Consider the following 21,059-nt stretch of genomic DNA (forward strand, 5'->3'; position numbering starts at 1 on the left):
TCAGGGAGTGGTACATGAAAACAATAACGGCGGAATCCAGAACATTCAGGGGTGGCTATCGTTGGCTGGTGGCCGGCGCGGTATTGATCTTGTTGCAGGGATGTGGGGGCGGAGGCTCGGACTCTTCTGATCCCTCGGACTTTGATGCCCCGGTTGAGCCGGTGAACGTCGGAGGTGACGGCGATCTATACGCACCGGATCGGGTGCTGGCCGTAGACATCCGCATGCCGGCTGACGAGTTTCGCCAACTCCGCAGCGAGGCCCGAACCCTGGCCAGTACCGATCGAGAGTGTGTGCCGGCATTCGAATACACCGAGTTTACGGCCCGGGTAACGATCGATGGCGAATCGATGGACAAGGTTATCGTTCGCAAAAAAGGCTATATGGGCTCCCTGAGCCCGAGTATTCCCTCTCTCAAGCTGGATTTCAACGACCTGCAGAAAGGCCGGACCTACCAGAATTCCTCACGGATGACCCTGAACAACAATCGCCAGGATCCTTCCAATGCCAGGCAATGCATGGCGTATGACCAGTTCCGTGAAGCCGGCATTGCGGCACCAAGATGCAACTACGCCAGGGTAACCGTGAACGGCGAAACACTCGGCGTGTTTACCAATGTAGAGCCTCTTAAAAAGCCTTTCCTGACCCGTGCGTTCGGCAACGATGAGGGTAATCAGTATGAGGCGCAGACCGCCGATTTTGGTACCTGGCTGAGCCAGCGATTGGAGAAGAAGACCAACGAAAAGGAAAACGACCGAAGCGATCTGCAAGCCGTTGCAGAAGCTCTGGCGTTGCCAGATGAGCAGATGCTGAACGTGTTGCCGCAGTTGGTCGATGTGGACCAGTTCATCCGCTTCTGGGCGGTGGAGACCTTGCTCGGCGCCTGGGATTCTGCCACCGGTAATGCCAACAACTTCCATATTTACCGTAACCCGGAGGACGGACTGTTCCATTTCGTTCCCTGGGGGGCCGACACGGCTTTTCGCGGGGACCATCCGCTCAAGCCGCTAACCGGTGTTTTCTATCGCAACTTCCGGCTCGCAGATCGTCTGTTCCAGATACCCGAATACCGGGCAGCCTATTATGCGGAGCTGGAGAACCTGTTGGAAACCCAGTGGGATGAGAATGCCTTGACCGACCGCCTGGCGCGCATTCGTCAATTGACCGGAACCACCGAGGAGGCGGCGGCCAGCCTGCAACGCTTTATCATCGGCAACGGTGAGCCGGGCGACGATGATTACCAGCCCGCCCGCAGGGCTGTTCTGGAACAGGCGATGGCGGCGGAGACGCCGACAGGCGAAGTCTCGCTTCTGGCAGACAAGGAGCCGGATTGCAGCGCGCCCACCACGACGGCTTTGACGGGCAACATCACATCCCAGAGCGGAAATGACCGAGGTGCATTCAATTTCACCTTGCCGGACGGGCGCAACGTCAGTGCCAGCCTGACCTACGCCGCCTTTGAAGTGGACAGCCTGGTGTATTCCGTGGACCGGGAAACCAAACCGGCGGTCGTTAGCCTCCTGATGATCGGCGTGGATGCCGGTGACAGCTTCAAACCCTATGTGCTTCAGCTGTTTATTGAATCGTCGGACTACGTACCGGGTAGCCATCGCCTCCATGGCTTTGCCACCAATGCGCTGCTGTTTGAGGTGGATGAGAGCCTGCCCGGAGATGTCCGGACGATTGCTCTGGGAGCTCAAGGGCAGATTACCCTGATCAGTGTTGGCACCGGGGAGCAGGCCGGGGACGTGGCAATCACCCTGGATGCCACCCTGGAGTACGTGGCCGACGTGCCATGAACATGGCCGTTGGTAGCCCGGTGGCGAGATTTGCCGGGCATTCCCTTGAGGCGCAGTCAAGAGCGCTCCTGATGAACCGTGTGGACACCAAGTTCATGATTCCGGCTCAGGAGCTAGACCAGTGTCTTCAGGGCCTGGAGCGCGAGTATTCGATGCTTGAGATTGGGGCGGCTCGGCGTTTTACCTACGACACCCTGTATCTGGATACGCCGGACAGCCAGCTGTATCTGGATCATCACAACGGCAAGCTCAATCGTTTCAAGCTGCGGATTCGTCACTACCGGCAAAGCGGAGAGAGCTTTCTTGAAGTCAAGAAGAAGAGCAACCGGCAACGCACCATCAAAACCCGCTTGTCGTTAACCGGAGACGGTCGGGACCCGCGCGTCATCAATGATTTCCTTTCCGGGCAATTCGGCCTTCCGGCTGCAGGGATGCGGCCGGCACTTTTTGTCCGGTATGAACGGATGACATTGCTCCGGCGGGACGGCCATGAGCGGGTGACGGTGGATACCGGGCTCTCATTCCAGACGCCTGATCGACAGCATTCCGTTGCGCTCCCAGGTCTTGCCATTTTCGAAATCAAATATGACCGGAAAGCCTCTGGCTCGCCTTTGATGGCGCGTCTGGCCGCGCTCGGATACAGGCCGGTGACTTTCAGCAAGTACTGCGTTGGTCGGGTTTTTCTGGACGGAGACAACCTGAAAACCAATCGATTCAAACCGTTGTTAAGGAGCGTTCATGGAATCTGCAGTTGACCTCCATTTTGTTATCCGGCTGTTGATTAATGCGGCCTCGGTATTGGTCTTGATTCGCTGTTATTACCGCTATTCCCGTCACCGGGAGAATGCCGCCTCTTTCATTCTCTTCGGCGTTGGCGTGTTTCTGGTGACGGCGCTGCTGCATTCGGTCACGGTCACGATGGGCTTTGCCTTTGGCCTGTTTGCCGTGTTCTCGATGCTGCGTTATCGCACCGAAGCCCTGGGTATCAAGGAGATGACCTACCTGTTCCTGGTGATCGCCATGGCCTTGCTGGCGGCAGTCGGGACCATGCACCACCTGGAGTTGATCATGCTGAATGGCCTGGTCATCGCCCTGGCGGTTGTGCTCGAGACCCGCATCCTGTTACCGCGACACGGTGAGAAGGAGGTGGAATACGAAAAGATCGAGAACGTCCACCGGCAACAACAGGCAGCCTTGATTGCCGATCTCAGGGAACGCACCGGGCTGGATGTGTTCCGGGTTGATGTGGTGTCTGTCAGCTACCTGAGAGACACCGCGATGCTTCGGATGCACTATCACCTGGAGGCGGGGCATGACTGAACAAACTGGCAAACTGCTGGCCTTTGCGCTGCTGCCGATGATTAGTGCAGGCGCCCTGGCGAGTGATGGCGACGGGCGTGCTCAGGCGGAGGTGAGTGGTTACATCGCGGCCGGTGTCGACCACTACGGCGCGTTCCATGATGAGGACGGAGAAGAATCCACCACGCATGGCGTGTTGCGCAACGCCAAGCTCCAGGTTGAACTGGCGTGGGGCGACGCCTGGGAGGCTGAGATTGACGGCGGCTACGAGATTGAAGGCGATAACAAAGACGCAGAGTTGGGCGACGCCTCTGTGCAGTACAACGGCCCTGATCGCCTCGCCATCCGGCTGGGCCAGTTCAAGGAGCCGTTCGGTATGGAACGGCTGACCAGCTACTCAAGTCTCGGTACGGGTGAGCGCTCAATGGCTACATCGGCCTTTGCACCGGGCCGTTCACTGGGGATTATGGTAGGGCAGTACCGGAAATCCTCAACCTGGGCGCTGGGTATATTTAGCGATGAGCGTAAACCGGAAGACGGCAGCGCTGTAACTGCCAGGGTCTCCCGCGCTCCCGTCCGCTCGGAGGATCAGGTACTCCACATCGGTGCAGCGGCATCCTGGCGACAGCATCGAGAGGAGGAGTTCCAGATCAAGGATGAGGCCGAGGTGTTCAGCGCTGACAACGTGGTTCGCAGTCCCCGCTTTGAGGCCCGTGAAAGCAGGCTTGCGGGCGTGGAGGCCGGTTGGCAGTTCCATCGGTTGACGGTGACAGCAGAAGTCATGGCTCAGGAGGTGCGTCGTAAAGGCGGCGAATGGTGGCGGTTTACCGGGGGCTATGTCCAGGCCGGCCTGCTGTTGACCGACGACCCGCGCCCATACGAGCGAGGCGAGTTCAAGCGCATCAAGCCAAAGAGTACCGGCGGCGCCTGGGAACTGGTGGCGCGTTACAGTGCCGTTGACCTGAGGGATCGAAGCATCGGGGCGGAAGCCAGCGTCACCACCGTGGGCCTGAATTACTATCTGGGTAAAGACATTCAGCTTCGCTTGAATTACCTGATGCCGGAGATCAGCGGTAATCGTCTGTCGCCGGATCCCGGGGGCAATGCCGCGACCCTGCGGCTGGTTTACCGGTTTTAGTTTGGAGGGCGAGTGCTTTTGTCGGGCCCATCGATATGCCGGGGTAGTTCCAGTATCACCTCGGTCCATTGCCCGGGTTCGCTGGCAATTTTCATGACACCACGATGATGCCGCATGATGGTGTGGCAGATACTCAATCCCAGCCCCAGGTTATCCGGCGTCTCGCTGGTGGAGAAAAACGGGTCAGTCAGTCGCTGCAGGTCACTGGAGTCGATGCCTTTGCCATTATCCCGGACGGTAATGCTGGTCACGGCTTCGGTGGAGGCAGCGGTAATCCGGATTTGCGGTCGTGCAGGGCTAGCAGCACGGATGGCTGACGATGCATTCATCAGGAGGTTGACGAACACCTGAATCAGCGGTGACGGAAAACAGGCGACCGAGAGGCCAGCGGGGATCTGGGTGGTGACTGCGGTGCCCTGCAACTGGTGCCGGCAAAATCGCAGCGCCGTTTGCACCAGCTTGTCGAGATTTACAGCCTCCGGGCCATGATCCGGCGCCGGGCGGGAGAATTCGATCAGATCCGAGACGATCTCTGCAATCCGGTGTTGATGGCTTGCCGCATCGTCCAGCGCCTCGGCTACGTCCGGATTCCGGTTGATCGCCGCGGAAAAGTCTACCGCCTGTATGGCGCAATTGAGCGGATTGGTAATCTCGTGCAGCAGACCCTTGGCCATGTGGCTCAGGGCCTGGTGTTTCTGCTCCTGGGCCAGTTTGTCCTCGGTGGCCTCCAGTGTCTGCAAGGCGCGGGAAAGTTGCCGGTTTCGATCTCTGAGCAGAAACTGCAGGGCCAGCAGGTTGCGCAGGAACTGGGAGAAAAACCACGCCGATAACGGTGACACCACCAGGCACATCAGAATCAGCCAGTTGGTGATTACGCCGATAAGCACGGTGACAATCTGATCGGCCGGGACTGTGACCGCGGTGGCCAGCACCAGAAGTATCAGGTTGGCCGCCAAAATGATGCTGGTGTGCTTCAGCGACAGGGTGATGATGCCGACCGAGCTGATAAAAAAGAACAGCCCCACCACAGGCGCGATGGCGGCGCCGGCACCGATATAGCCGAGGTAGCTGAATGTCGCCATGTTGATGAATACGAGATAGACAACCAGCGGTGCCGCTCGCCGCAACCGGGTGAAGCGATGAGCCAGAATGAGCGCTGTCAGCACCCCGGTGTAGAGCAGGTAACCGGCAAACACCGGGGGCTCCACCGAGTGCGAGAGCTGTCCGGCCAGGAAAAGCAGGGTGCCGATAAACGCGATGATCAGGTAAACATCGGCGAACAGCGGCAGCACGCGGTACCGGTACTGGGTGCGCGAAAAACGTTCGAACCGCCGTTGCCGATCAACGGGCAGCTGTTTGATCTGCTCAATACCGGAGAGCAGGTTCATGGTAACGCCCTTTGGTGATGTCTTTGCATAAACAGAATCAGCTCCGGCAGGCGTTCGAAGCCCAGCTTGACGAAGATCCGGTCCTTGTAGGAATGCACCGTTTTACAGGACACCCCCAGTTCCTCAGCGATATCTCGAACCGCGATCCGCTGTGACATCAGTCTCGCCACCTCCCGTTCGCGGCCGGACAACGCCTGGTAAGCGGTAAGAGCGTCATCAGCCCGGTCGCGTGTTGATTGCCAGTTGCCAAGGTATACCTGACCGCTGCGAATGTAGAACAGGGTTTTGATCAGTTCCTGGATCGACTGCTGTTTCGAGACCACCGCCTTGATTCCTGATTCCAGGTAAATCGCCATGCGCGAGCTGTTGACCGGAGTGTCGGAGATCAGCAGCACCGAGAGCGCCGGGTGCAGGCTGAGGGCATTTTCAGCAATGGTGAGTCCATCATTGTCTTTCAGATTCTCTTCAATCAATAGCACGCCGGGTCTGACAGCAGCCAGGCGTTGCAGCGTCTCAACGCCGGTCTCGGATTCGCCTACTAACTCAATGTCTTCGTTATGAAGAATCTGGAATAGCAAACCGTCGCGGAAAAGACGGTGGCTGACGGTCGCGAACAGCCGGAGTCTGCGCTGAGGGTTCACGGTCAGTTACCCGATCCCGGGAGTACCGGCAGGGTAATGGCCAGATGCAGGCACTGGCCATCTGCCTCAGCACTGACGTCCCCGCCCAGCAGGCTGGTGGTGACGAACAGCATCAGAAGTGCTGCCTGTTGTTCAAGAAGCGGATCGGAGAGCCGCGTTAGCGGAGCCAGTAGATGGCTGTAGATGCGTAGCGGTTGTTCCGGGGCTACGTGAAGCTGATCGCGACTCTCGGTTAGCACCAGGTGGCTCCAGTCAAGACCGGAGCTGACAAGCAGGGTGTTGAGGGCTTGCCCCAGTAATTCTGCCGGCGAGCAGGGTGGAGACGATGTGGCCCGTTCCTGGGGCGGGGTCCCGCTGAATAGTGACGTCATCCGGCTCTGCCCGGGGCCTGCCGGGACGATGTTTTCCAGCCGACTGAGTTCCTGCCGCACATGGTCGCAGAACCGCCGGACAAGCTCCTGTTCCAGATGCATGTCCTGGCTGGCCCTGAGGTGTGCTTTCGCCGCAGGCAGGTGGTCAATGCTGGCCACGGTATCCAGAAAAGCGTTCAGTGTGGTATCGGGAACCTGGGCGCTCAGGATCGGCCTCAGATGATCGAGGAGCCTGCCGTGGCGTTGCAGGCGAAGCTCGGCAAAGCGTTTCCGGGTTTCGCAGCGGGTGTTGTCCAGGGCCGACGCCAGCTCACGGTGGCGAGCGATGGCTTCCCGGAACAGTGGCAGCAAGGTTTGTGCTTGCCAGGGTTTTTTCTGGTAGCGAAAGATCCGGCCTTCATTCACGGCATTGAGGGCAACGTCCACCTCGCCCCAGGCGGAAGTCAGAATCCGGACAACAGCCGGATGAGACTGACGCAACTCATCCAGCAGCTCTTTGCCCTGCATGCCCGGCATCCGCTGGTCCGTCATCACCACTGCAATGGGCGCGCCTGGCGTTCGCAGATGTTCCAGTGCCGCTTCCGCAGTGTCTGCGGAAAGCAGGGAGAACTCATCCTGCAGGTGTTCGAGTTGACGGATCAGATATTTCGTGGCGGCAGGTTCGTCATCGACAATGAGCACAACGGGGCGCTGCCCCTCGGTGTTCGGCAGCGATGGCTGGTGCTCGGTCTGGCCGGACAGCTCCGGGCTTGTCAGGGCCGCTGTCAAAAGGTGTGAGCGTATGAGGTCTGGGTCCAGGGGCTGCTCGAAGCAACGATCGATTACCTGGGTGTCCAGCAGCGCCACCAGTTCGCTCAGGATAACGCGCTCGGTTATCAACACCCGGAGCACGGCGGGATATTGTGTTCTGGCCTGGACCAGCAGAGTGGAGTTAATGGCGGTTGAGGTTTCGCATCCGGCTATCACCAGCGCTGCGGGCGGTGCTTCAGCGGCCGCTATGTGCTCAAGCACTGCCTCATCCGAGCTAAAGGCGTGTATCGAGAAGTCCTGCGCGAACAAGGCCTCGAACGTCTGCTTTGCCCCTTCGCTATGGTAGCGCAGTAAAACCGCAGGTGAGTGGAAGTGCCCCATGTTTACCGGTCGTTCCTTGATATCGAATCGGCTGGACAGGTTATCAGGGTGGCATTCGTCGTTTTGTAGGAAAATCCTACAAATGCAGGATGGGTTGCCGGAAATGTTTGTTTCTGTGATGACTTTGGCAATTGCCAGAGCCCGGTGCCTGAGAGCGACTACACTTATCGCTGAGTGCTTTCAGGAGGGAAATGTCATGACCACTCAAGACGGCCATCTCACTAACCACGAAGTCACCATCTGCCTTGCCGGTGGCGCCGTACTGGGTCCGTTCAACGCCACTTGGAGCCAGGACTCCGGCGGTGATGTACGAGAGCTGGTGCGCGAGTACGATGCCTTTCTGCAGGGCGAGAAGCAGAGCCGCTTCAAGTTTCACCTGCACGACACCTACACCAATACCGTGCACACACTGATTCTGAATTTTGAGCAGGTGACCGGCATCTGCGACCATGTCCGCCTGAAATCCCATGGTAACGGCACCTGAGGGCCGCTGTGGGAAGCTATCGAGCGTGACATAAGGAGGATGTGATGACCGAGTTCAGAACTGAAAAAGACAGCCTGGGTGAGGTCCGGGTACCGGCCAGTGCGCTCTGGGGCGCGCAGACCCAGCGTGCGGTGGACAATTTTCCGGTCAGCGGGCAGCCGATGCCGCCCGAATTCATTGCCTCTGTGGTTCAGGTCAAACGTGCGGCGGCCCAGGCCAACGCGTCACTGGGCTTGCTGGAGCCGGAACTGCGTGATGCCATTTGTGACGCCTGCGACCGGTTGCTGAAAGGGGAACATGCGGATCAGTTTCCGGTGGACCGTTACCAGACCGGCTCCGGTACCAGCACCAACATGAACGTGAACGAGGTGATCTCGGCTCTGGCGCGCGAGCAGGGCGTGGAGGTAAATCCCAATGATCACGTCAACATGAGCCAGAGTTCCAACGACGTGATCCCGACTGCGATCCATGTCAGCGCAGTGCTGGCAGTGAAAAGCCGGCTGCTGCCGGCGCTGTCGCATCTCCGGGGAGTGATCTACGGCCGGGAGGCTGAACTGTCCGGGCAGGTGAAGACCGGGCGCACCCATCTGATGGATGCCATGCCGGTGACACTTGGCCAGGAGCTCAGAACCTGGCGGGAACAGGTCGCGGCGACCGAGCTTCGCCTTGAGCGGGCCATGGAGGACCTGGCGGCACTACCGCAGGGCGGTACCGCGGTCGGTACCGGGGTGAATGCCGCGTCGGAGTTTGCTGGCCAGTTTGTGAAGTTTCTGAAGCAGAATACGGGCTATCCGTTCCGGTCGCTGGAGCACAAGTTTCTGGGGCAGAGTGCGGTTGATGCGCCTGTGGCATTGTCTGCCCAGTTCCGTGGTGTGGCCGTGGTGTTCACCAAGATCGCCAATGACCTGCGCTGGATGAATAGTGGGCCGATCCATGGTCTGGCGGAAATCAACCTGCCGGCCTTGCAGCCGGGCAGCAGCATCATGCCTGGTAAGGTGAATCCGGTGATACCGGAATCGGTGGCGATGGTGAGTGCCCAGGTGACCGGGCTGGATGCGGCTGTCGCCATGGCGGGCCAGTCCGGCAACTTTCAGTTGAATGTAATGCTGCCACTGGTGGGCGCAAATCTGCTGGATATGTGCGGGTTGCTGGCCAATGCCTCGAACCTGCTGGCGGACAAGGCCCTGCAAGGGTTCACCGTTAACACCGAAAACCTGAACGCGGGGGTGGGTCGAAACCCGGTTCTGGTGACGGCATTGAACCCTGAAATCGGCTACGCCCTGGCCGCGGATATTGCCAAAGAGGCATACCGTAGCGGGCGCCCGGTTATCGACGTTGCCGAGGAGCGGAGCGGATTGAGCCGCAAACGGCTTGAGGAATTGATGAACCCGCTCAAGCTGACCCGGGGCGGACTGACCTGATCTGGCCGGCTGTTGACAGGGGAAAGCAGAGTGCTGTTGTCGCTTGAGTTGTTTGTCATGCTGGTGCTGGCCAACGGGTCTCCGGTGGTTGTGGCGCGGTTGTTTCATCAGCATGGCAGCTGGCCCCTCGATGGTGGCCGGCTGTGGCGCGATGGCCGACCGCTGCTGGGGCCCAGCAAAACCTGGCGTGGGCTGGTTTCTGGCGTTCTGACCTGCGCGCTGTTCGCCCTGTGGGTGGGTCTGGGCTGGTTGTTCGGAGCGCTGTTTGCTTTCCTGTCGCTGTGGGGCGATATGCTCAGCAGTTTCACCAAGCGCCGTATGGGATTGGCTTCCAGCGCCAGGGCGGTCTGGTTGGATCAGCTGCCCGAGGCGCTGTTACCTATGGTGATGGCCTGGTACTGGCTGCCGCTGCCACTGTGGGAGGCGGTCGCCGTTGCCCTTCTGTTCGCATTGTCCAATATGTTGTTCTCTCCGCTGTTTTACCGCCTCGGTATACGTAAACAGCCACACTGAACTCAGGGCCCGCGAGTGAGGGTGTGAATGGTCACTTCCGGGGGGCAGTTCAGACGCACATTCAGGACCGAAGTGCCGGCTCCCGGTGAGGTGTAACCCTGCATGCCGTTCACCTGCCAGAGCCCGCGGCCAAGGCGCCTCGGGCAATCGGAGTCGAGCGTCAGCGGGATGCCGCCAGGCAAACAGAGTTGCCCACCGTGGGTGTGGCCGCAGAGGAACAGGTCGTAACCGGCATGGGCGGCTTCCCGCCAGATTTCCGGCGTATGACTGAGTAACAGGCTGATTCCCCCTGCGGGTATATCGTCGCCGGCCCGGTGCAGGTTGTGAACCTTGTAGTAGTGGGCATCGTCCACGCCGGCCAGGTACAGGCGACTGTCGCCCCGCTCCAGCGGCACCATTTCATTCATCAGCAGGCGATAGCCCATGTCTTCAAGAGCCGGCACCATTCGTACACTGTCGTGGTTGCCCAGCACGGCATAGGCGTCGCCGTGAATGGCCTGGCGCAGTCTGGCCATACCGTCCAGAGCATCGTCTACAGGGCCCCAGGTGCGTTGGCGGTAATCGCCGGTCAGAACGCACAGATCGTAATCCAGCGGGGCGATTTGCCGTATAACTGCCTGCAGGTTCGCTTCGTCCATATCGACATGCAGGTCGGTCAGGTGAAGGATGCGGAAGCCTTCGAAGGCCGATGGGAGATCGGGCAACACGAAGGTGTTGTGCTCGGTGGTCAGTTTCAAACTGTTGGCCTGAGCCCGGCGTAGCAGGCCCACGGCCTTCAGGCAGAAACGAATCAGTCCCGGAGCGTTGGTCAGGTTTTCCAGATGGAACGAGCGCTTGTCCCGCCCGAACACCCGGGCTTCGGTTTCCCGCTCAATGCCGAGGCGTTGACGGGCATGGACGGGCCCGAGCCTCAGGCTCAGGCGGTAGTGGAGCAGCTCGTCCTGATCTTCCGATACGCGAACCCTTGCGGTCATGCTGTTATCCCTGATGCCGAGCGGAACCTTATCAGTGGTTCCTGTCTTAATTATGGTTGTTGCCCTGGGTAGTGCAAATTACAGGTGCTGATTTGGCTTTTCAGTATTGAGACGCCACAATCAGTGATCATTCGACGATGTATAGTGTACGGAGTGGCCCATGACCGATGCATGTAATCTGCCCGGCCTGAGTGTTCCCAGGAGTCGTTTCCCGGACCCTGAACAGGATCTGCCTGAAGCGGCCGGTGAGTCCCGGCTGGTGTTGGCGGGGGGCTGTTTCTGGTGTGTGGAAGCGGTCTTTCTGGCGGTTGACGGTGTTCAACGTGTGACCTCTGGTTATGCCGGCGGTGAAGCCAGTACCGCGAATTACGAGGCGGTCTGTACCGGGAAAACCGGGCACGCCGAAGTCATCGAGGTGCATTATGATCCGGCACGGGTCAGCTTCGGCCAACTGCTGAAGCTGTTCTTCTCGGTGGCCCATGATCCCACCCAGCTCAACCGACAGGGTAACGATGTCGGCAGCCAGTATCGCTCCGCGATATTCTATGAGACCCCAGAGCAGCACGATGTAGCCGAGGCGTATATCCGCCAGCTGGATGCCGCCGGCGTGTATCAGGATCGCATCGTGACCACCCTGGAGCCCCTGGAAGCCTTTTATCCGGCCGAGGAGCACCACCAGAACTTTGCCGCCCGTAATCCCTGGCAACCATACATCATGGCGGTAGCGGCACCGAAGATGGAAAAACTGGCCAACACCTGGCCCGAACAGCTGAAGCCCGAATTCAGCAAAGACGACCTGGACCAGGCTTGAGGAGGCTCCGATGTCTGTATCTGCAGCAGGCTATGACCTGACACCGTTAACCCGGGCAGAAGTGGAAGCCCGGGCCGAGCATCTTTCTGAGGAAGAACGCCGGGTGCTGCTTGATCACGGTACCGAGCGTCCCTTCTGTGGCACGTTGCTGGATAACAAAACGTCCGGCACCTATCACTGCCGGTTGTGTGATCTGCCGCTGTTCAGTTCCGATTCCAAGTTTGATTCCGGCACTGGTTGGCCAAGTTTTTTCCAGCCCTTCGACCCGGAGCATATCCGATACCTGGAGGACTCCAGTCTTGGAATGACCCGTATCGAAATTCGTTGCCCCCGTTGCGACAGTCACCTGGGCCACGTGTTCCCTGATGGGCCGCCACCTACCGGGCAGCGTTATTGTCTGAACTCCATTGCAATGGTGTTCTCTGAATCGAACTAGAGTCTGAATATCGCGAGCTCTTTGTTGCGGCTATAATGCGCCTTTCTTTTTAGGGCCGACCATCTGAAATCGGCTCTGGTGAAAGGTGATCGATGGTCAGACTGAAATTAAACCCGCTCACTGAATCGGCTACCCTGCTCCGACGTGCCGGCGTCGTGATTGGCTCCGTGGGGCTGACGGCGCTGTATTCGCTCTTGATCCTGTTGCGGGCGCTTTTCGGACGCCTGAACCGGCCGATTGTCGACAAATATTGCCGGGAATGGTCGGCGGCGTTGTTGCGGCTGGTTCGGGCGAGCCTGGTTGTTCGCGGAGAAGTGCCGGATTTCAACGATGGCCGGCGCTACATCATCATGAGCACCCATGCCAGCCACTACGACATCCCGGTCAGTTTCGTGTCGCTGCCAGGTTCAATCCGCATGCTCGCCAAAAAGGAGCTGTTCAGCATTCCTCTGCTGGGGCAGGCCATGAGGGCTGCCGAGTTTCCATCTATTGACCGTTCCCGTCGAAACCGGGCGGTGAAGGATCTCGAGAAAGCCCGTCAGATGATGGAAAGTGGCATTGTGTTGTGGGCAGCCCCGGAAGGGACCCGCTCTCCGGACGGTCAGCTGTTACCCTTCAAGAAAGGCTGCTTTCACCTGGCCCTGGATACTCAGGCTGTGATTGTACCGGTGGCGATTCGGGGGATTCATCGGGTGCTGCCCGCGCGCACCTGGCAGATTAACCTGGGGCAGCCGGTGGATGTGCGGGTGGGCACCCCCATCGACACGGCAGGAAAAAGCAAGGACGACATTGCGGAGATTATGGCGGGCGTGCGGGAGAATCTGGAGGAATTACTGGGCAATGGCGAGGCAGAATAAGCTGCCCCGCCGGCGATGCTCAGGCGGCGGAGACCACGGTAGAGAACAGATAGCCGGTGTAACCGATGTAAACGGCCAGCAGCAGGGCACCGTCAACCCTCGATACGAGCTTGCGCCAACCGGTCAGGCCGAAGCCCATGACCAGAAGCGCCAGAGTCAGGCCCAGCATTAACGTCCAGTCCCGATACAGCACCTCAGGGTCTACCGACAACGGTTGAATCGCCGCGGCGAGCCCCACCACGGCCAGGGTGTTGAAGATGCCTGAGCCCAGGATGTTGCCCAGAATCAGGTCGTGCTCGTTCTTCTTCACGGCGGCAATAGCTGAGGCCAGCTCCGGCAGGGATGTGCCGATAGCGACAATGGTCAGGCCTATGATCAGATCACTCACACCCAGGCTCTGGGCAATAGCGACCGCACCCCACACCAGAAGCCTTGAACTGACAATCAGCAGAATCAGCCCGATCACCAGCCAGATAATTGCGGTTTTCAGGGGCATGGGGTGGGCAACGATTTCGGACTCAGCATCCCCTCCAAGCGGGTCAGCTTTGCCACGTATCCCCTGATAGATGGACCAACCCATGACCGCGGCAAAGACGCCCAGAAGCACCCAGCCATCCAGTCGGCTCAGCTCTCCGTCGATCAGTTGCGCACCGGCAATCAGAGTGAGTACGACCAGTAGTGGCAGTTCTTTGCGGATCACCTGTGAGTGCACAGCGATCGGCGCGATGATGGCGGTCAGGCCAACAATCAGGGCGATGTTGGTGATATTGGAGCCGTACCCGTTTCCGAGAGCCAGGCCGGGGTTGCCGTCAGACGCAGCCATGGCAGAGACCGCAAGTTCCGGAGCAGAGGTGCCGAAGCCGATAATGACCATGCCGATCAGTAGCGTAGGCATGCCCAGGTGTTTCGCGGTGGCGGCGGCTCCTTCCACAAATTTGTCCGCGCTCCAGACCAGCAGGATCAGGCCGGCAATAACGGCACCGATGGCCATCAACATAGAGAAACCTCAAAAAGATTAACGTCGGAAACTCCGGCCCATGGCCCGGAGGAAAGTGTTTGGCGCACAAGATACCGTATTAGGGGGCGATTGGTCAGCACTGAGATGCGCGCCGTTGCAGGTAACTACGGATGATCCAATGGTTGGGCGCCGGGGTATCAGACTAAAGTGGCGCTGATATTGTTAACAAAACACGAGACAATCCCGGCAAAACGATAAGATGACGGGCAATGTGCCAACATACCGGTAATCGCACCACTGGTGCCAGCCGTGCCCGCAACCGACACGCATCAATTGATAATCGCAATTTATTCTTTCGGCGAAAATCGGGATAATTGCGCGCAATTTCAGACCGGAAGCTCACGGCAGCGCCGTCTACCTCGCGCCAGGCCGGCTTCCGACAGGCCACTTTGCTGATCGTGGAGTGGCAGCAGGCTTCAACACTAAGCTAGGGTGAAAACCAATGGCCGTTAGACAGGCAGATGTAGTGCTGGTCGGTGGGGGCGTCATGAGCGCGACCCTCGGCATGATGCTCAGGCAGCTGGATCCGTCCCTGGACATCGTCATGGTGGAACGTCTTGACCACGTTGCCCATGAGAGCACCGACGGATGGAACAATGCAGGTACCGGGCATGCCGGTTACTGCGAGCTGAACTACACCCCCGAAACCGATGATGGCGATGTCGAGATTGAGCGGGCGTTGAAAATCAATGCCCAGTTCGAGGTGTCGTTGCAGTTCTGGTCTTACCTGGTGGAGCAGGGCATCCTGCCGGAGCCGACCTCTTTCATTAATCGTACGCCACACCAGAGTTTCGTCTGGGGCGAGAAAGACGTGGCGTTTCTAAAGCGCCGTTACGAGCGTCTGAGCGGGCACCACCTGTTCCAGGAAATGGAATACACGGAAAGCCCGGAGGATCTCGAAGAGTGGATGCCGCTGGTAGTTCGCCACCGTGATCCTATGCAGCGTGTGGCCGCGACCCGAATCAAACATGGTTCCGACGTGGATTTCGGTTCATTGACCCGCAGCATGGTGAAATGGCTGGAAACCCAGCCCAACTTTGAACTGATGCTCAGCAGCCCGGTGCACTACATTGATCAGCGCGACAATGGCCGCTGGAAACTGCGGGTGAAAAACCAGAAAACCGGCGAACTGACCAAGCTGGAAGCCGGTTTCGTGTTCCTCGGTGCTGGTGGTGGCGCGCTGCCGTTGCTGCAGAAGTCTGGCATTGATGAGGCCCGCGGTTACGGTGGCTTCCCAGTCAGTGGTCAGTGGCTGGTGTGCCAGAAGCCGGACATCGTCAAGGAGCACCATTCTAAAGTGTACGGTAAGGCACCGATTGGCGCGCCGCCGATGTCTGTCCCGCACCTGGATACCCGCATCATCAATGGCGAACCTGCCCTGCTGTTCGGACCGTTTGCTGGCTTCACCACCCGCTTCCTGAAGCAGGGCTCCATCTTCGATCTGATTGGTTCGGTGCGCGCTACCAACCTGCGCCCGATGCTGTCAGTCAGCAAGAGCAATATGGACCTCACCCGTTATCTGATCGGCGAAGTGTTCCAATCCCATGCCGACCGTGTGAATTCCCTGCGCAACTTCTTCCCGGATGCCCGTGAAGATGACTGGAAGTTGCAGATGGCTGGCCAGCGGGTGCAGATTATCAAGCAGACCGAAGAGGGTGGTGGCAAGCTTGAGTTCGGCACCGAGATTGTCGCAGCTAAAGACGGCACCCTCGCCGCCTTGCTGGGTGCCTCTCCCGGGGCTTCTACTGCGGCTAACGCCATGATCAATGTGCTTGAGCGCTGCTTCCCGGAGAAGATCAGGAGCGAGCAGTGGCAGTCCCGCATGAAGGAGCTGGTGCCATCCTATGGCCAGTCTCTGGTGGATAATGAGGAGCTGCTCAACAGCGTTCGTGAACGGACCCTGTCAACGCTCAAGCTCAGGTAATGCTATCCTCTTGATTTGAGAATTCTCAGATCAAGAGGACAGTTATGGCCAATGATCATCGACAGGCGCTTAACGGCGCCGAAGTGTTTATCCGGGCACTTGAGAATGAGGGCGTAAAATACATTTTCGCCGTGCCCGGTGAAGAGAATCTCGCGTTCCTGGAAGCGTTACGCAATTCCAGTATCCGTCTGGTGCTGAACCGGCACGAACAGGCTGCCGGCTTCATGGCGGCGACCTATGGGCGACTGACCGGCCAGGTGGGGGTTTGCCTGTCCACCCTCGGGCCGGGCGCCACCAATCTGGTGACGGCCGCGGCCTACGCCCAGCTGGGCGGCATGCCCATGATGATGATCTCCGGGCAGAAGCCCATCAAGTCCTCCAAACAGGGGCTGTTCCAGATTCTGGATGTGGTGGATCTGATGCGGCCGCTCACCAAATACACCCGCCAGATCAGTAACGCCAACACCATCCCCGCCAAGGTTCGTGAAGCCTTTCGCCTTGCCTCGGAAGAACGCCCCGGTGCTGTGCACCTGGAGCTGCCTGAGGACATTGCCGAGGAATCCGCCGAAGCGGGCATTCATATCTTTAATCCCAGTGATGCCCGCCGGCCAACGGCCAGCGAGAAGAGCCTGGATATGGCCTGTGACATGCTGCGCAGGGCCCATCATCCACTGATCATGATTGGTGCCGGCGCCAATCGTAAACGGGTATCCAAAGCCTTGCTGCATCTGGTGGATGTGACGGGCATTCCGTTCTTCACCACTCAGATGGGTAAGGGCGTGATTGATGAGCGTCACCCCCGTTACATGGGGAATGCGGCCCTGTCCGCCGGCGATTTTGTTCACTGCGCCATCGACCGGGCGGATCTGGTGATTAATGTTGGCCACGATGTGGTGGAAAAGCCCCCGTTCTTCATGACGCCGGGCGGTAAAAAAGTCATCCATGTGAATTTCAGCGGAGCCGATGTCGATCCGGTGTATTTTCCGCAGCATGAGGTGGTGGGTGACATTGCCAACAGTGTGGAGTACATGGCCGAGCACTGCGGACAATGTGCCAACCACGATTTCACCGGCCTGATGGAAGTGAAACAGGCGGTCGACAAGCATCTTCAGGAACGGGCCACCGATGACCGCTTTCCGGTGATCCCCCAGCGCATTGTCCACGATGTGCGATCCGTGATGCCGGATGACGGCATCATTGCGCTGGATAATGGTATGTACAAACTCTGGTTTGCCCGTAACTACCCGGCTTACGACAACAACACCGTGCTGCTGGACAATTCTCTGGCCTCCATGGGCGCGGGCCTGCCCAGTGGTATGATGGCGGCCATGCTCTATCCGGAACTGAAGGTCATGTCGATCTGCGGCGATGGCGGCTTCATGATGAACAGCCAGGAGCTGGAGACGGCTGTTCGCCTTGGGCTGAACCTGGTCGTGCTGATCATCAACGACAGCGCGTACGGCATGATCAAATGGAAGCAGGGGCAGGATGGCTATGAAGATTTCGGCTTGGATTACCGCAACCCGGATTTCGTGAAATACGCGGACTCCTACGGTGCAGTTGGCCACAGGGTTGCCCGTACCGAGGAATTACGCCCGACTCTTGAGCGCGCACTGGAGGCCGGTGGTGTCCACCTGGTGGATGTGCCGGTGGACTACAGCGAGAACCGGCGGGTCTTTGATGAAGAGCTGGCGGAGCTCACCTGCCGGCTTTAGCCGGCCTGGGCAGCTCCACGCAGCATGGCCTGTAACAGTTCATCTGCGTCAAACTTGGTCAGGGCCTCGTTGGCCCCGACCTGATTGGCGTAGCTCAGGCTCATCTCACTGTTCAGTGAGGTATGCAGGATAATGTAGGGTTGCTTGAGGCTGGCGTTATCCCGGACATCGAAGGTCAGCTCGTAGCCATCCAGCCCCGGCATCTCGATGTCGCTTACCAGAATCTCGATCGGGTGCCCCAGCTCGTGCTCTCTGAGCATCACCTGCAGGGCTTCATCGCCATTGGTGGTGACGTGGTAGCTGATGCCTTTGCTGTCCAGTACATCGCTCAGCTGTTTACGGGCCACCTGGGAATCGTCTACCAGCAGGATATTCAGAGACTTGAGCGTTTCGCTCTGAAGATCTGACAGTACAACATCCTGGGCATCCAGGGATTCCGGATACACCTTGGCCAGCAGCAACTCCACATCCAGTAGCTGGATAATGTCGCCATCCACATCCAGCAAGCCAGTAATAAAGGCATTGGTGCCCAGAGCCTTGGGCGGCGGCATCACGCTCTTCCAGTCTGTCTCGATAATCTGCTGAACACTACGCACCAGAAAACCGATTTCCTGGCGCTGGATGTCGGTAACAATGATGGAGGCTTTTTCCTGCTCCTCGCGGGTAAGCGCCGGGTAGCCTACGGCCGCAGACATATCAATGACCGGCACGGCCGAGCCCCGGAAGGTTGCGGTTCCGATCACGGCATGGTGGCTGTGGGGCAGTTTGGTTAATCGCTGAAACGGAAGTATTTCCCGGATTTTCAGGGTGCCAATGCCAAACAGCCGCGATCCGAACAGGCGGAACAGAAGGAGTTTCTGGGACTGCTTCGCTTTGCTGGACATAAACCGATCCTTGCAAAAAAGATGAAAGCTCCTTGCTGAGCTTGCTGTCACGATTGGTGCTCTGAGAAATGAAACAAGGCGCCAGCGATCAAAAGGTTATGTAGCAATAATAGCAGCTTTATGCTCAGCGATTCGTCATCAGCTTTGTATCAAATGGTGACAGGTCTTTTGACAGTTCGCCTACCAGGGCAGGTTTGTAATCACCAACCAGCCAGTGCCAACGCTAGTGGCGATGGCAACCAGAGCCAGCAGCCCGTCCCGGGCGACAATGGACAGCCCGAACGCCATCAGTGCCAGGCCACCGCCATTGGCACTGAAGGGGATAAGTTCCATCATCGGCATGGCAGCGGCCACCGCCATGCAAATCAGTGCCATCAGATACTGGCCAGCCCCGGAAACCAACCAGGGCAAGCGCCGCCGGGTCCAGTGATCGACAAATGCCGCAGGTTTGTTTGCCCATTGCAGGCCTTTAAACAGTGTCTGTTTGGAAATATGGCGGTTCGATAAACGGGAGGGAATCCAGACTGAGCGACGCTGGAACAGCAACTGCCCCAAGGTAAGCAGAACCAGCAAGCCCAGTAAGGTGGGTACGCCGGGAATGTCGCCAATTAGCGGCGCCACCGTTACCAGGCCGGCCAGCAGGACCAGCGGGCCAAAAGAGCGCTCACCCACTGCGGTCATCAGATCCCCGACTGATACCCGATCCTGATTCCGCGTATGGTCCCGTATTCTGGCGACCAGCTCTGTCAGGCTTTCCGGGTCGTTTGGCTGGTTCATGGTTGGCTTCCTTTTCCAGAGTGCTGCGAAGGTGCTGCAGGAATTGAGTCATTCCAGAAACGAAAAAAGCCTCTGAAATCAGGGGCTTTTCTCTTGCAAGGTGGTGGAGACGGCGGGAATTGAACCCGATGCCGCACCTATTCCCTGCCCCACAGAAAACCACAATAGCCCATAAAACAGCCACTTACAAAAGCGGCATTCCACACAGAACCACTCAAAACCGCAGTTTCATTGACACTTTGTGGACACTTTCAGTCGCTATAGCATAGCGGCGCTATTGCGCGAGAATTGCAATCTCAGGGTGTCAATGGTTCACCAATGCAGTTCTCAAAAATATCTGCGAGGGGAGCGTAGTTACAAACCACGGCGGCTTCGTTTGCTTTAATCCACCTCTCCGGATCTATTCCTTCCCACGAGATGTCGAACCCAGCGTTTACGATGAGATGTTCAAAGAAGATCCTTTGAGCCCGTCCGTTGCCTTCTCTGAAAGGATGAATCATGTTGATGTCGCCGTAGTATTCTGCGGCCTTTGCCACCAACTTATCCCTGGAGAGCGAAGTGAGGTGTTCCTCATTTTTGAGGCAGTCGAAGATTTTTTCCGATTCTTTTTCGATTCGTCGGACAGTGCAGAAACGTGTGTCTGCTTTCGAGATATCAACCGTTCTTATTTCACCGGCCCGGGAGTAGATCTCCTGGAACAGCACACGATGAATCGATTTGAGGTAGTCTAAATCATAAGGGGATGGATGAACTCGATGGTATCGGCATTGACGTTCGAGATCTCGCGTTCTGCTTCGTGTATCAGCTCGCCATCCCTGATGTCGAAAAGGTTGATTAGAACATCTGAGTTTTCATAGCAGTAGCTGTCGTTGCCGACGCCATACTTATCAAGCACACTTCATGGCCAGCTTTTTGTATTTCCTGATCAAAGTCTTTTTGTTCGACATTTTGGCACCTTCCTCCACGTAAAAGCCTTCCAGGCGCATGCTGGCGTGATAGTTGGCCATCCTGGTCTTCCGGACATGTGCGGCTCTCTGCTCGTCTGAAGGCATTCTAGCTTCTGCGTTTCGAGCCATCGTGAAATAACCCTATAGTGGACAGCTAAATTTGATTGGTTTGAGCAAAATTATACGTGCTCTTAAGCTTCAACCGGTCACCTCAGTATATCAGTTCTTCAAAACCTTACCATTAGGACTGGGTCAGTGAATCGACCGCCAGAGCGGGCTTTACACCTATTGGAATCGTTTTGCTCTCATTCTTCTACGTTACCAGGCCCAGGCCAATTAGGCAGGTTCGGATAACTGCACGGTCGCCCGCAAAGTCGTGGAAGAGATCAACAGCTTTCGAAAGCAACACCAAATCTGACTGCGACACCTTGGGCGCCTGAGCCTATCTTTTCTATATACAATGTATATACTAAAAATGTTCTCAGTGAGTGGATGACCCATGGCAGCCGATAGTATTTCCGAAAAGCAGTT

The 21,059-nt window shown here is 57.9% G+C and carries 20 protein-coding genes and 1 pseudogene; 12 read left to right on the top strand and 9 right to left on the bottom strand.

Translation table 11 applies throughout. The features are described 5' to 3' along the window. Window positions 1-14: 14 nt before the first annotated feature. From ARC85_RS06020 to ARC85_RS06035, 4 genes are read left to right on the top strand one after another with little or no spacing between them, the layout of a single operon-like run. Window positions 15-1,799 (top strand): CotH kinase family protein, encoded by a 1,785-nt coding sequence (locus ARC85_RS06020; protein ID WP_286714511.1) that lies wholly within the window; start codon window positions 15-17, stop codon window positions 1,797-1,799. Then, the gene (locus ARC85_RS06025; RefSeq protein ID WP_199452764.1) at window positions 1,796-2,554 is read left to right on the top strand and encodes a polyphosphate polymerase domain-containing protein; all 759 of its coding nucleotides are present in this window, start codon (window positions 1,796-1,798) and stop codon (window positions 2,552-2,554) included. Before ARC85_RS06020 ends, ARC85_RS06025 begins: the two co-directional genes overlap by 4 nt. Continuing rightward, a complete protein-coding gene (locus tag ARC85_RS06030; protein ID WP_199452762.1) occupies window positions 2,538-3,119 on the top strand; it encodes a DUF4956 domain-containing protein in 582 nt (193 codons plus the stop codon). Before ARC85_RS06025 ends, ARC85_RS06030 begins: the two co-directional genes overlap by 17 nt. Beyond that, the gene (locus ARC85_RS06035) at window positions 3,112-4,236 is read left to right on the top strand and encodes an OprO/OprP family phosphate-selective porin (protein WP_199452760.1); all 1,125 of its coding nucleotides are present in this window, start codon (window positions 3,112-3,114) and stop codon (window positions 4,234-4,236) included. The genes ARC85_RS06030 and ARC85_RS06035 overlap by 8 nt, the downstream gene beginning before the upstream one ends. On the opposite strand, the gene ARC85_RS06040 is transcribed toward ARC85_RS06035, so the two are convergent. The 3 genes from ARC85_RS06040 to ARC85_RS06050 are packed head-to-tail and all read right to left on the bottom strand — an operon-like array spanning window position 4,233 to window position 7,767. Continuing rightward, window positions 4,233-5,624, bottom strand: coding sequence for a sensor histidine kinase (locus tag ARC85_RS06040; protein ID WP_286714512.1), 1,392 nt, complete (start codon window positions 5,622-5,624; stop codon window positions 4,233-4,235). The two genes, ARC85_RS06035 and ARC85_RS06040, sit on opposite strands and share 4 nt — an antisense overlap. Continuing rightward, window positions 5,621-6,265 (bottom strand): response regulator transcription factor, encoded by a 645-nt coding sequence (locus tag ARC85_RS06045; RefSeq protein ID WP_023009659.1) that lies wholly within the window; start codon window positions 6,263-6,265, stop codon window positions 5,621-5,623. The genes ARC85_RS06040 and ARC85_RS06045 overlap by 4 nt, the downstream gene beginning before the upstream one ends. 2 nt (window positions 6,266-6,267) lie before the next feature. Further along, window positions 6,268-7,767: a response regulator gene (locus ARC85_RS06050; protein ID WP_286714513.1), complete on the bottom strand. Its 1,500-nt coding sequence runs from the start codon at window positions 7,765-7,767 to the stop codon at window positions 6,268-6,270. 196 nt (window positions 7,768-7,963) lie between these two features. Between ARC85_RS06050 and ARC85_RS06055 the strand changes: the two genes are divergently transcribed. The 3 genes from ARC85_RS06055 to ARC85_RS06065 are packed head-to-tail and all read left to right on the top strand — an operon-like array spanning window position 7,964 to window position 10,185. Next, on the top strand, window positions 7,964-8,251 hold the full coding sequence (locus tag ARC85_RS06055; protein ID WP_014422636.1) for a hypothetical protein: 288 nt from the start codon (window positions 7,964-7,966) through the stop codon (window positions 8,249-8,251). A gap of 44 nt (window positions 8,252-8,295) precedes the next feature. Continuing rightward, the gene (locus ARC85_RS06060) at window positions 8,296-9,672 is read left to right on the top strand and encodes a class II fumarate hydratase (protein ID WP_286714514.1); all 1,377 of its coding nucleotides are present in this window, start codon (window positions 8,296-8,298) and stop codon (window positions 9,670-9,672) included. A gap of 30 nt (window positions 9,673-9,702) precedes the next feature. Continuing rightward, window positions 9,703-10,185 (top strand): CDP-archaeol synthase, encoded by a 483-nt coding sequence (locus ARC85_RS06065; protein ID WP_011786816.1) that lies wholly within the window; start codon window positions 9,703-9,705, stop codon window positions 10,183-10,185. A gap of 2 nt (window positions 10,186-10,187) precedes the next feature. Here ARC85_RS06065 and ARC85_RS06070 read toward each other — a convergent pair whose 3' ends face one another. Then, entirely contained in the window at window positions 10,188-11,159 is a 972-nt protein-coding gene (locus ARC85_RS06070; RefSeq protein WP_023009663.1) for a metallophosphoesterase, read from the bottom strand. A 160-nt stretch (window positions 11,160-11,319) separates the two neighbouring features. On the opposite strand from ARC85_RS06070, the gene msrA reads away from it, so the two are divergent. From msrA to ARC85_RS06085, 3 genes are all read left to right on the top strand, one after another. Continuing rightward, entirely contained in the window at window positions 11,320-11,970 is a 651-nt protein-coding gene (gene msrA, locus ARC85_RS06075; RefSeq protein ID WP_286714515.1) for a peptide-methionine (S)-S-oxide reductase MsrA, read from the top strand. Window positions 11,971-11,980: 10 nt separating this feature from the next. Continuing rightward, window positions 11,981-12,406: a peptide-methionine (R)-S-oxide reductase MsrB gene (gene msrB / locus ARC85_RS06080; protein WP_114433894.1), complete on the top strand. Its 426-nt coding sequence runs from the start codon at window positions 11,981-11,983 to the stop codon at window positions 12,404-12,406. 92 nt (window positions 12,407-12,498) lie between these two features. Next, entirely contained in the window at window positions 12,499-13,263 is a 765-nt protein-coding gene (locus tag ARC85_RS06085) for a lysophospholipid acyltransferase family protein (protein WP_199452746.1), read from the top strand. 19 nt (window positions 13,264-13,282) lie between these two features. Here the strand turns inward: ARC85_RS06085 and ARC85_RS06090 are convergent, their stop codons facing one another. Then, window positions 13,283-14,260, bottom strand: coding sequence for a calcium/sodium antiporter (locus tag ARC85_RS06090; RefSeq protein WP_011786811.1), 978 nt, complete (start codon window positions 14,258-14,260; stop codon window positions 13,283-13,285). 463 nt (window positions 14,261-14,723) lie between these two features. On the opposite strand from ARC85_RS06090, the gene mqo reads away from it, so the two are divergent. Together mqo and ARC85_RS06100 are read left to right on the top strand one after the other, a co-directional pair. After that, entirely contained in the window at window positions 14,724-16,205 is a 1,482-nt protein-coding gene (gene mqo / locus ARC85_RS06095; RefSeq protein WP_286714516.1) for a malate dehydrogenase (quinone), read from the top strand. Window positions 16,206-16,249: 44 nt separating this feature from the next. Then, on the top strand, window positions 16,250-17,920 hold the full coding sequence (locus tag ARC85_RS06100; RefSeq protein ID WP_286714517.1) for an acetolactate synthase large subunit: 1,671 nt from the start codon (window positions 16,250-16,252) through the stop codon (window positions 17,918-17,920). Here ARC85_RS06100 and ARC85_RS06105 read toward each other — a convergent pair. The 4 genes and pseudogenes from ARC85_RS06105 to ARC85_RS06120 all read right to left on the bottom strand — a co-directional run bounded on the left by ARC85_RS06105 (window position 17,917) and on the right by ARC85_RS06120 (window position 20,657). Next, window positions 17,917-18,804: a chemotaxis protein gene (locus ARC85_RS06105; protein WP_199452738.1), complete on the bottom strand. Its 888-nt coding sequence runs from the start codon at window positions 18,802-18,804 to the stop codon at window positions 17,917-17,919. The two genes, ARC85_RS06100 and ARC85_RS06105, sit on opposite strands and share 4 nt — an antisense overlap. 180 nt (window positions 18,805-18,984) lie before the next feature. Then, window positions 18,985-19,581, bottom strand: coding sequence for an exopolysaccharide biosynthesis protein (locus tag ARC85_RS06110; RefSeq protein WP_023011234.1), 597 nt, complete (start codon window positions 19,579-19,581; stop codon window positions 18,985-18,987). Window positions 19,582-19,877: 296 nt separating this feature from the next. Next, window positions 19,878-20,476 (bottom strand): annotated as a pseudogene (locus tag ARC85_RS06115) (putative adenosine monophosphate-protein transferase Fic). Next, window positions 20,469-20,657, bottom strand: a complete 189-nt coding sequence (locus ARC85_RS06120; protein WP_152525364.1) for a YhfG family protein — start codon at window positions 20,655-20,657, stop codon at window positions 20,469-20,471. The pseudogene ARC85_RS06115 and the gene ARC85_RS06120 overlap by 8 nt, the downstream one beginning before the upstream one ends. Window positions 20,658-21,059: the final 402 nt, after the last annotated feature.

Source organism: Marinobacter sp. tcs-11, assembly GCF_002049515.1.
In the GTDB taxonomy this organism is placed as follows: domain Bacteria; phylum Pseudomonadota; class Gammaproteobacteria; order Pseudomonadales; family Oleiphilaceae; genus Marinobacter; species Marinobacter nauticus.